We start from the raw sequence: 9,536 nt of genomic DNA on the forward strand, positions 1-9,536 counted from the left end.
CGATGGCCCTGCGCAATTCGAACAGCGCCCGGACATCGTCGGCGCTGACACCGCTGGCATAGCGCCATGACAGGACGTCCGGGTCGAGGAAATTCCAGTCGGCACGAGGACGCACCCTTGTGCCGGTCTTCGGCCGCGATTCGACCAGCCCCTTGCCCGCCAACACCTTGATCGCCTCGCGCAGCACCGTGCGGCTGACCCCCAGCATCTCGCTTGAATCGTCGGCATTGGGCAGTGCCTCGCCGGGCAGGAAATCGCCTTGAACGATGCGCAATCCGATTTGCTCGACGACGGTCGCATGCAGAGCGGTGGAGCCGCTGGAAACCGCCACCGCGACTCTCGACGTACGCGCCATACTGAAAGATTTGTTATTCTTCATACTATTCATATGATATGTCTTATCGGCATTGCGATTGGAGTCAAGGGATGGGGGAGTGCCGATGACAAAGAATTCCGCTGCCGTTGCCGAGCAGCACCAAGGGCTGATCTCGATCAGCGACGGCATTGCGACCGTGGAGATCGCGCCGGCCGCCGGCGGCGCGCTGGCGTCGTATCGCTGGCGGCAAAACGGATCCGTCGTGGATTGGCTGCGCCCTGCTGACCCGGCGGCGATCGGCCGCCGCGATGCCGGCGCCATGGCCTGCTTCCCGCTGGTTCCCTATTCCAATCGCATAAGGGGCGGTCGCTTCGCATTCGCCGGCCGCACCGTCGAACTGCCGACCAACTCGGACGATCCGCACTATGAGCACGGCCATGGCTGGCGTCGATCATGGACAGTCGTGCGGCACGAAGCCAGCAGCACGGTCCTATCCTATCGCCATGCTGCCGATTCCTGGCCGTGGAGCTATGAGGCAAGGCAGGCCATCTCGCTGATCGATGGCGGGCTGGCGATTGCCCTCTCGCTGCGCAACCTTTCGGACACGCCGATGCCGGCAGGCTTTGGCCTACATCCCTATTTTCCGTCGACGCCGTGGACACATGTCCAGGCGCGGGTGTCCGGCATGTGGGAAACCGATGCGGAAATCCTGCCCACCATCCACATACCGCCGCCGCCGGGCGCCAACCCGACCACGGGCTTCGACGTGTCGGAGACGGACTTCGACACGGTCTTCACCGGATGGTCGCGCCGCGCCCGGATCTCCTGGCCGGAGCATGGACGGCAACTGGACATCGAGGCCGAGGCGCCACTCGATTTCCTTGTCCTCTACACGCCGCCCGGCGAGCCGTTCTTTTGCGCCGAACCGGTCAGCAACATCACCGATGCCTTCAACCGCAGGGCTGACACGGGCATCGAGACCGGCTGCATCGTACTGGCGCCCGGGCACATGAGGTCCGCAAGCGTTCGCTTCACGCCTTCGCGGGAGATCTGATCGCCAGTCTGAGCCGCATCAACTGCTTTGCCTCGCCGCTTCGCGGATGGTCTGCAGCAGGATGGAGAAGGCCGGCGAGGGCGCCGTGTCGGTCCGCATCGTCAGGCCGACCGGTCCTTTGGTTTCCTCGGTGTCGACCGGCAGGGCGATGAAGGCGCCACTGCCGAGTTCATTGGCGACGACGCCTGCCGAAATGATCCAAACCGCATCGCTCTGCCGCAGGAAGGCGCGGCCGAAGGAGTCCGAGACGGTTTCGATCTCGGTTGCCGGCGCCGTCATGCCGTTGGTGATGAACAGGCGGTCGACGAAAGGGCGGATGACCGATTCCCGTGTCGGCATCAGCGCCGGGAACTCGTCGAGCCGCGCGAACACGTCCTGTCCGGGCTCAAGCAGCGGATGTCGCGCCCGCACCACGAACAGCACCTGTTCGGAGTAGAGATGCTCGAAGAAGAAGCCGGTCATGTTCTCCGGCGCCGCCAACCGTCCGACGACGAGATCGAGCGCGCCGGTGCGCAACTGTTCGAGCAGCACCGCGTTCTCGCCGGTGACGATCTTGATCGCCGCACCGGTGCTCTCTTTGAGGAACAGGCTCATGGCAAGCGGCATCACCCGCGCCGACACCGTCGGCAGCGCGCCGATGCGGATCGGGTGCCGGTTGACCGCTCCGTCCTGGCGGACGGAATCGACGCCTTGCTTGAGCGCCGTGATCGCCGTGGCGGCGTGGCGAAGGAAGATCTCGCCGATGCGCGTCAGTCGGATGCCGCGGCCGTCGCGCTCCACCACCGCAACCCCCAGCGCCTCTTCCAGTTCGCGCAATGTCTTGGTCACCGCCGGCGGGCTGACATGCAGCAAGTCAGCCGCTCGCGCCACGCTCCCCTGCCGCGCAACTTCCAGGAATGCCTGCAGGTGACGGAACCGAATGCGGCTCTCGGACATGGATTCGATAACCCCTGAGTTAATGAAACGCCAAAAAATATCATTTTACCGAACCAAACGCCTTGTGCAATGTGAGGGCGGAGGATCGAAACCGTGCCATTCGTCACCATCGGCGGCATCACGCTGCACCATCGCCACATCAAGGCGACCGGCAATGCGCGCCCAATCGTATTCATCAATTCGCTCGGCACCGACTTCCGGATCTGGGACGAAATTGTCTCGACGTTCGATGGTGAAATGCCGCTGCTGGTGTATGACAAGCGCGGCCACGGACTGTCCGACATCGGCGACATCAGGTCGATCGACGATCACGTCGATGACCTCTCGGCGCTCATCGATCATTTCGGCTTGAGCAAGGTCGTGCTGTGCGGCCTGTCGGTCGGCGGCATGATCGCGCAGGGGCTCTATGCCAGGCGGCCTGAAATCGTCGAAGGCCTGATCCTTTGCGATACGGCACACAAGATCGGCACGACAGACAGCTGGAACACACGCATCGCGACTGTCGAAAGCAAGGGCATCCAGGCGATTGCCGATGGCGTGCTCAAAGTGTGGTTCACCCCCGCCTTCCACGCGGCGCGTCAGGCCGAGCTCGACGGTTACTGGAACATGATGACGAGGCAAGCGCTTGCAGGTTACGTCGGGACTTGCGCGGCCGTTCGCGATGCCGATTTCACCGATGCTGCACGCCGCATCGCGGTGCCGACGCTCTGCGTCGCCGGCGACCAGGATGGCTCGACACCTCCCGATCTCGTCCGCTCGCTGGCCGAGCTGATCCCCGGCGCGCGCTTCGAAATGATCCGCGACGCTGGACACATTCCTTGCGTCGAACAGCCTGAAGCGCTCACCGCCCTGATCCGCAGTTTTATCGCGTCGCTTGCCCCTGGAGCAGAAACCCATGGATGAAGTCTCCGGCGATGCAGCCAGATATCGCACCGGCCTCGCGGTGCGGCGCTCGGTGCTTGGCGACCGCCATGTCGAGCGCGCCGAGGTCGCCGCCACCGATTTCGACCAGCCTTTCCAGGAGCTGATCACCGAGGCCGCCTGGGGAACCGTGTGGGCGCGGCCGGGCTTGACCAGGCGTGAGCGTTCGATCGTCACGCTGGCGCTGCTGGCCGCACTCGGCCATGATGAGGAGGTTGCTATGCATGTGCGCGCCACCGTCAACACCGGTGCCTCGCGCGACGATATCTGCGAGGCGTTCCTGCATGTCGCCATCTATGCCGGCGTGCCGGCCGCCAACCGTGCCTTCAAAATTGCCAAGGACGTGTTTTCGGAAATGGACGGAAGCCAGAATGACCGCTGAGTCCGGCTCGAACCGGAGGCCCGAGACCGGCGCCTTCTTCCAGCGCGACCGGACCTGGCATCCGTCTGTTCTGACACCGAATTACAAGACCTCCGTGCTGCGCTCGCCGCAGAAGGCGCCGCTGCCGTTCGACAACACGCTGTCGGAGATTGCAGGCCCGGTCTTCGGTCACGCCATGCTCGGCAAACTCGACGCCGACCTGATCCACAATTTCGCCAGGCCCGGCGAGAGCGCGCTCGGCGAGCGCATCATCGTCCATGGCCGGGTGCTCGACGAACGCGGTGTTGGCGTACCCGGCGCGCTGCTCGAATTCTGGCAGGCCAATGCCGGCGGCCGCTACCGCCACAAGAAGGACGGCTATCTGGCGCCGCTCGACCCGAACTTTGGCGGCTGCGGGCGCGCCATAACAGGCGAGGATGGCGGCTACGCCTTTCGCACTGTCAAGCCCGGCCCCTATCCCTGGCCGAACGGGCCGAACGACTGGCGGCCCTCGCACATCCATTTCTCGGTCTTCGGCCACGGCTTTGCGCAGCGGCTGATCACGCAGATGTATTTCGAGGGTGATCCGCTGATCTGGCACTGCCCGATCGTGCGCGGCATCCCCGACAAGGCCGCCGTCGAAACGCTGATCGCCACGCTCGACATGCAGGCGACGATCCCCTTCGACGCGCGCGCCTACAAGTTCGACATCGTGCTGCGCGGGCGCCGCGCGTCGCTGTTCGAAAACAGGCTGGAGGGCAATTGATGGCCCAGTCGCTCGACCGGCTCAGGGAAAGCCCCTCGCAGACCGCCGGACCTTATGTCCATATCGGGCTGACGCCCAATTTCTGCGGCATCGGCGGCGTCTATGCGACCGACCTTGGTGCGACCATGGTCAACGACAAGACCAAGGGGGAGCGCATCGGCCTGCGCATCCGGGTGCTCGACGGTACCGGCACGCCGCTCAAGGATGCGCTGATCGAGATCTGGCAGGCAGATGCGGATGGGCTCTACAATTCGCCGGCTGAACTGCGCGGCGCGGCCGATCCGAACTTTTTCGGCTGGGGCCGTTGCCCGACCGACATGGACACCGGTCTGTGCACGTTCGAGACGATCAAGCCGGGCCGCGTGCCGTTCAGGGACGGAAGCCTGATGGCCCCGCACATCACCCTCTGGATCGTCGCGCGCGGTATCAATCTCGGCCTGCACACACGCCTGTATTTTTCCGATGAGGAAAAGGCCAATGCCGGGGATGCGATCCTGGCGCACATCGAGCACCGCGTCCGCGTGCCGACGCTGATCGCCGAGCGCAACGGCGATATTTATGTTTTCGACATCCATCTCCAGGGGGAGAAGGAAACGGTCTTCTTCGACAGCTGATGGTCAGGAGGAGCAGGATATGACCGTATCGCCCTTCGACCATCCACTGCTCTCCGCTCTTCTCGGCGACGAGGAGGCGAACCGGCATTTTTCCGTCGAGGCGGAAATCGAGGCGATGCTTGCCTTCGAGCGGGCGCTGGCGCAAGCGGAAGCTGAAAACGGGATTATCACCAAGGATGATGCCGCCGCGATCGTGGCCGCACTTGCCACATTCCGGCCCGACACCGCCTTGCTGCGGGCTGCCGTCGCCAAAGACGGCGTCATTGTGCCGGAACTGGTACGCCAGATCAGGGCGGCGGTCAGCGAACCGCATGGCGATAAAGTGCATTTCGGCGCAACCAGCCAGGATGTCCTCGATACCGGCCTGGTGTTTCGGCTGAAGTCCATCGTCGAGCATCTCGGCCTGCTCCTGACCGAGACCATTATACGGCTCGTCTCGCTCGGAGAGCGGTTTGGCGGCAGGGCGCTGACGGGAATGACGCGCATGCAGCCAGCCATTCCGATCAAAGTGGCCGATCGCGTCAGGACGTGGCGGGCGCCACTGCAACGGCATCAGGAAAGATTGTCGGAACAGTCGAGGCGTCTGCTGGTTGTGCAGTTCGGCGGTGCCGCCGGCACGCTGGAAAAGCTGGGCGACAAAGGTCCGGCGGTGCGCGCAGCACTGGCCGCAAAGCTCGGCCTTGGCGACGCACCGCATTGGCAGAACCAGCGTGACGCACTCGCCGATTTCGCCGGCCTGATGTCGCTGCTATCAGGCAGCCTCGGCAAATTCGGCCAGGACATCGCGCTGATGGCGCAAGGTGGAACCGAGATCGAGCTTTCCGGCGGCGGCGGCTCTTCGGCCATGCCGCACAAGCAGAACCCGGTGAAGGCCGAAGCGCTGGTGGCGCTTGCCCGCTTCAACGCCACGCAGCTTGCGGGCATGCATCACGCGCTCGTGCATGAGCAGGAGCGCTCGGGCGCTGCCTGGACGCTGGAATGGCTATTGCTGCCGCAAATGGTCATCGCGACGGCCGCGTCGCTCCGCCTTGCCGCTGAGCTGGCCGCACAGGTCGAAAGTCTCGGCCACTGATGCGCACGCAAATCGTCATCGTCGGGTCCGGACCGTCCGGCCTGCTGCTTGGGCAGCTTCTGGCCGGCATCGGCGTCGAGACGGTCATTCTGGAACGCGCGAGCCGCGAGCACGTGCTTGGCCGAGTGCGGGCAGGGGTGCTCGAACAGGGCACCGTCGAATTGCTGGAACAGGCCGGCGCGGCGGCAAGGCTGCACGCGGAAGGACTGCCGCATTCCGGCATCTCGCTCGCCTTCGACGGACGCCTGCACCGCATCGACCTCGAGGCACTGACCGGCGGCAGGCATGTCACCGTCTATGGCCAGACCGAGGTGACGCACGATTTGATGGACAAGCGCGATGCGGAGGGACTGACCACGATCTACGAGGCGGCAAATGTCGCGTTGCACGATTTCGACGGCGCCGCACCTTTCGCGACCTATGACAAGGACGGGGTCACGCATCGCATCGATTGCGACTTCATTGCCGGCTGTGACGGCTATCACGGCGTCAGCCGCAAATCGGTGCCCGAGCGTGCGCTGAAAATCTTCGAGCGGCAGTATCCGTTCGGCTGGCTCGGCGTGCTGGCCGAAGTGCCGCCGGCCGATCACGAACTGGTCTACGCCAATCATGAAAGGGGGTTTGCCCTGTGCTCGATGCGCTCGACGCACCGCAGCCGTTACTATGTGCAGTGCCCCGAGGGCGACCGTGTCGAGGCGTGGTCGGATGAGCGCTTCTGGGACGAGCTGCGCCGCCGCTTGCCCGAGCAGACGGCGGCAAGCGTCGTCACCGGCCCATCCTTCGAGAAATCGATCGCGCCACTGCGCTCCTTCGTTGCCGAGCCGATGCGCTTCTGCCGGCTGTTCCTGGTCGGCGACGCCGCCCACATCGTGCCGCCGACCGGCGCCAAGGGTCTGAACCTCGCTGCCAGCGACGTGCGCTATCTCTTCTCGGGTTTGTGCGACTTCTATCGCGACAAATCCGCGGCTGGCATCGACTGCTATTCGCAAAAGGCGCTGGCACGGGTCTGGAAGGCGGTTCGCTTTTCCTGGTGGATGACGACGATGCTGCATCGTTTTCCCGACACCGGCGAGTTCGGCCAGCGCATCCAGGAGGCCGAGCTCGACTATCTCGTGCAGTCGCGTGCCGCATCGACCGCGCTCGCGGAAAACTATGTCGGCCTGCCCTATTGAGGGCTGCGGATCATCCGGCGCCTTGCTGCCTGGCAAAATCCAAAAGCATCGGGCGCTGCCCCTTGAGGATTTTCACCTCGGCCTCGGGCAAGGTGAACCAGCCCGCTCTGTCGACCTCCGGGAACTCCTTCAGGGATCCTGACCTTGGCGGCCATTCCATGGTGAAAATGTTGCTCTTGATGGCGGCCACGTCGATGTCGATGGTCGCCTCGACAGACCAGGCCGAGACGATCTTGCCACCGGGTTGTTTGTAGTCGCCAAGCCGCGCGAAGGTGCCGTCGACCCTGACGCCGAGCTCTTCCTCGGTCTCGCGTTGCGCTGCCGTCAACTCATCCTCGTCCTCGCCGACGAGGCCCTTTGGGATCGACCACGCACCGTCGTCCCTTCTTCGCCCAGAACGGTCCGCCCGGGTGAACCAGCAACACCCTGAGATCGCCATCGCTGCGGCGATAGATCAGCAATCCCGCACTGCGTTTTGCCATTTTTGTACGTCCATTTGCGAAGCCGGCAGCCTGCCGATGGTCCTTGAATCGTTGATGCGAACCTTGCACTAGGGGATTGCGACGCTATGTCAGGCGCGTCTGCATTGCACCTCGGTCGCGAGTCCGGCAATCTGATACCATCGCTTATTTGGCGGCTCGAAGGCTAGGTGACGATGCAACTCGGTCTTATTGGCTACTATAGCGACTTCGTGGTGTATCCGCTGGTGATCGCCGTGCTGACAGTGGCCGGGCTGCTCGAGGCTGGCGAAGAGAGTGCGCCAGGCTGGATCGGCACTGTCCTCGCCTGTCTCGGCCTCTGGACGCTGATCGAGTATGTGCTGCACAGGTTCGCTCTTCACCATATTCCTTACGTCAAGGACCTGCACGACCGTCACCATGTCGAGGAACGCAGTTCTGTGGGCACGCCAACCTGGCTCAGTCTCGGCGTGCATGCGCTGGTCGCGTTTGTGCCCGTTTGGGTGGTCTCAGATTTCGCCACCGCGAGCGCGGTGAGCTGCGGGTTGATGCTGGGATATCTGTGGTACATCAGCATCCACCACATGATCCATCACTGGCACCCGGCGCATCCGAGCTATCTCTACACGCTCAAGCGCCGTCATGCGGTGCATCACCACATCGACGAAACGGCCAATTTCGGTGTGACTTCGGCATTCTGGGATCGCGTTTTCGGCACGGCGCAGCTCTGAAGTCCTCAGTCCTCGCCGTTCAGCGCCTCTTTCCGCGACCGCCGGAAGTCTTGGCTCCGCGAGGCCCGCTCTGGACCGGCGTGTTGTTCTGGTTCTCGTCGGACAGTTTTCGCCAGCGGGCAAGGCGCTCCGGGTCGAGCGTCCCCGCCTTCAAGGCAGCCTGAACCGCGCAACCCGGCTCGTGCACATGCGTGCAGTCGCGGAACTTGCAGAGCGGTGCAAGCTCGGTGATTTCGGCAAACAGCGTGTCGATGCCGTAGCCGACATCGCTGACCTGCAGCGTCCGCATGCCCGGCGTGTCGATCACCCAGCCACCGCCGGCGATTGAATGCAGCGATCGCGACGTGGTGGTGTGGCGTCCCTTGGAATCGTGCTCGCGGATGCCCCCGGTCTGTTGCGGCGATTGCTGCGCCGATCCGGCCAGCGTGTTGACCAGCGTCGATTTGCCGACGCCGGAGGAGCCGATCAGCGCCACCGTCTGGCCGACACCGCACCAGGCAGCCAGGACGGTTGCCGCATCCGATGTGCGGGGGTTCAGCATCACCACCGGCAATCCACGCTGCAACGCCGCAGCTTGCTTCTGGTAGGTCTCGGCGTCTTCAGCGGTATCGGCCTTGGTCAGCAGGATCACCGGCGTCGTTCCGGCCTCGTTGGCCAGCGCCAGATAGCGCTCGAGCCGGGCGGGATTGAAGTCGGCATTGCACGAGGTGACGATGAACAGCGTATCGACATTGGCCGCGGCAAGCTGCGGCACCCTGCCGCCGCCCTGGGTGCGGCGTTCCAGCACCGTCTTGCGGGTCAGGCGGCGCTTCACAAGGTGTTCATGCCCATCGACCAGCACCCAGTCTCCGACGGCATAGTCACCGGTGTTTGCCTGCGCCGCCAGCGTCAGATCGACCGGCCCTGCCTGGGACAGGCCGGTCAGGCGATCGCGGTGGACGGTGGCGATCCGCGTCGGGACAAGATTGGCTTCGCCGGGCTCGAGCTGGTCGCCGAAAAATTCGGTCCAGCCCAGGCTGGCGAGCGATGGCGTGGAGTGATCCGTCACGGCTTTGACCACGGCGTCACGGACATTGGACGGTATCCCTGGCAGGGGGGGCGAACGGGGTGGGGTGATTTCCAAGCCGTGTATGGG

11 protein-coding genes and 1 pseudogene are annotated in these 9,536 nt (G+C 64.1%); 8 read left to right on the top strand and 4 right to left on the bottom strand.

Features of this window, described 5'->3' with window-relative positions; all coding sequences use genetic code 11:
* Window positions 1-331 (bottom strand): GntR family transcriptional regulator (locus EN955_RS31835; RefSeq protein WP_245492850.1); only part of this gene is annotated, 331 nt, incomplete at its 3' end.
* 109 nt (window positions 332-440) lie between these two features.
* Between EN955_RS31835 and EN955_RS31840 the strand changes: the two genes are divergently transcribed.
* Window positions 441-1,370 carry an aldose 1-epimerase gene (locus EN955_RS31840; protein WP_024502546.1) on the top strand — a complete coding sequence of 310 codons (930 nt, stop codon included), beginning with the start codon at window positions 441-443 and terminating at the stop codon, window positions 1,368-1,370.
* An 18-nt stretch (window positions 1,371-1,388) separates the two neighbouring features.
* Here EN955_RS31840 and pcaQ read toward each other — a convergent pair whose 3' ends face one another.
* A complete protein-coding gene (gene pcaQ / locus EN955_RS31845) occupies window positions 1,389-2,306 on the bottom strand; it encodes a pca operon transcription factor PcaQ (RefSeq protein ID WP_024502547.1) in 918 nt (305 codons plus the stop codon).
* A gap of 93 nt (window positions 2,307-2,399) precedes the next feature.
* On the opposite strand from pcaQ, the gene pcaD reads away from it, so the two are divergent.
* From pcaD to pobA, 6 genes are read left to right on the top strand one after another with little or no spacing between them, the layout of a single operon-like run.
* Window positions 2,400-3,209, top strand: a complete 810-nt coding sequence (gene pcaD, locus EN955_RS31850) for a 3-oxoadipate enol-lactonase (RefSeq protein ID WP_024502548.1) — start codon at window positions 2,400-2,402, stop codon at window positions 3,207-3,209.
* Window positions 3,202-3,609, top strand: coding sequence for a 4-carboxymuconolactone decarboxylase (gene pcaC / locus EN955_RS31855; protein ID WP_024502549.1), 408 nt, complete (start codon window positions 3,202-3,204; stop codon window positions 3,607-3,609). The genes pcaD and pcaC overlap by 8 nt, the downstream gene beginning before the upstream one ends.
* Window positions 3,599-4,354: a protocatechuate 3,4-dioxygenase subunit beta gene (gene pcaH / locus EN955_RS31860; RefSeq protein WP_024502550.1), complete on the top strand. Its 756-nt coding sequence runs from the start codon at window positions 3,599-3,601 to the stop codon at window positions 4,352-4,354. The genes pcaC and pcaH overlap by 11 nt, the downstream gene beginning before the upstream one ends.
* Window positions 4,354-4,968, top strand: a complete 615-nt coding sequence (pcaG, locus tag EN955_RS31865) for a protocatechuate 3,4-dioxygenase subunit alpha (RefSeq protein WP_127218885.1) — start codon at window positions 4,354-4,356, stop codon at window positions 4,966-4,968. Before pcaH ends, pcaG begins: the two co-directional genes overlap by 1 nt.
* 19 nt (window positions 4,969-4,987) lie before the next feature.
* The gene (locus EN955_RS31870; RefSeq protein ID WP_024502551.1) at window positions 4,988-6,040 is read left to right on the top strand and encodes a 3-carboxy-cis,cis-muconate cycloisomerase; all 1,053 of its coding nucleotides are present in this window, start codon (window positions 4,988-4,990) and stop codon (window positions 6,038-6,040) included.
* A complete protein-coding gene (pobA, locus tag EN955_RS31875; RefSeq protein ID WP_024502552.1) occupies window positions 6,040-7,212 on the top strand; it encodes a 4-hydroxybenzoate 3-monooxygenase in 1,173 nt (390 codons plus the stop codon). The genes EN955_RS31870 and pobA overlap by 1 nt, the downstream gene beginning before the upstream one ends.
* A 10-nt stretch (window positions 7,213-7,222) precedes the next feature.
* Here pobA and EN955_RS31880 read toward each other — a convergent pair.
* Window positions 7,223-7,694, bottom strand: a pseudogene (locus EN955_RS31880) (NUDIX domain-containing protein).
* 173 nt (window positions 7,695-7,867) lie between these two features.
* Here EN955_RS31880 and EN955_RS31885 point away from each other — a divergent pair.
* Window positions 7,868-8,401 carry a sterol desaturase family protein gene (locus EN955_RS31885; protein WP_024502553.1) on the top strand — a complete coding sequence of 178 codons (534 nt, stop codon included), beginning with the start codon at window positions 7,868-7,870 and terminating at the stop codon, window positions 8,399-8,401.
* A 19-nt stretch (window positions 8,402-8,420) separates the two neighbouring features.
* On the opposite strand, the gene rsgA is transcribed toward EN955_RS31885, so the two are convergent.
* Window positions 8,421-9,461 carry a ribosome small subunit-dependent GTPase A gene (rsgA, locus tag EN955_RS31890; RefSeq protein WP_024502554.1) on the bottom strand — a complete coding sequence of 347 codons (1,041 nt, stop codon included), beginning with the start codon at window positions 9,459-9,461 and terminating at the stop codon, window positions 8,421-8,423.
* Between the last annotated feature and the right edge of the window lie 75 nt (window positions 9,462-9,536).

Source organism: Mesorhizobium sp. M7A.F.Ca.CA.001.04.2.1, from assembly GCF_003998485.1.
GTDB classification, from domain to species: Bacteria; Pseudomonadota; Alphaproteobacteria; order Rhizobiales; family Rhizobiaceae; genus Mesorhizobium; species Mesorhizobium ciceri.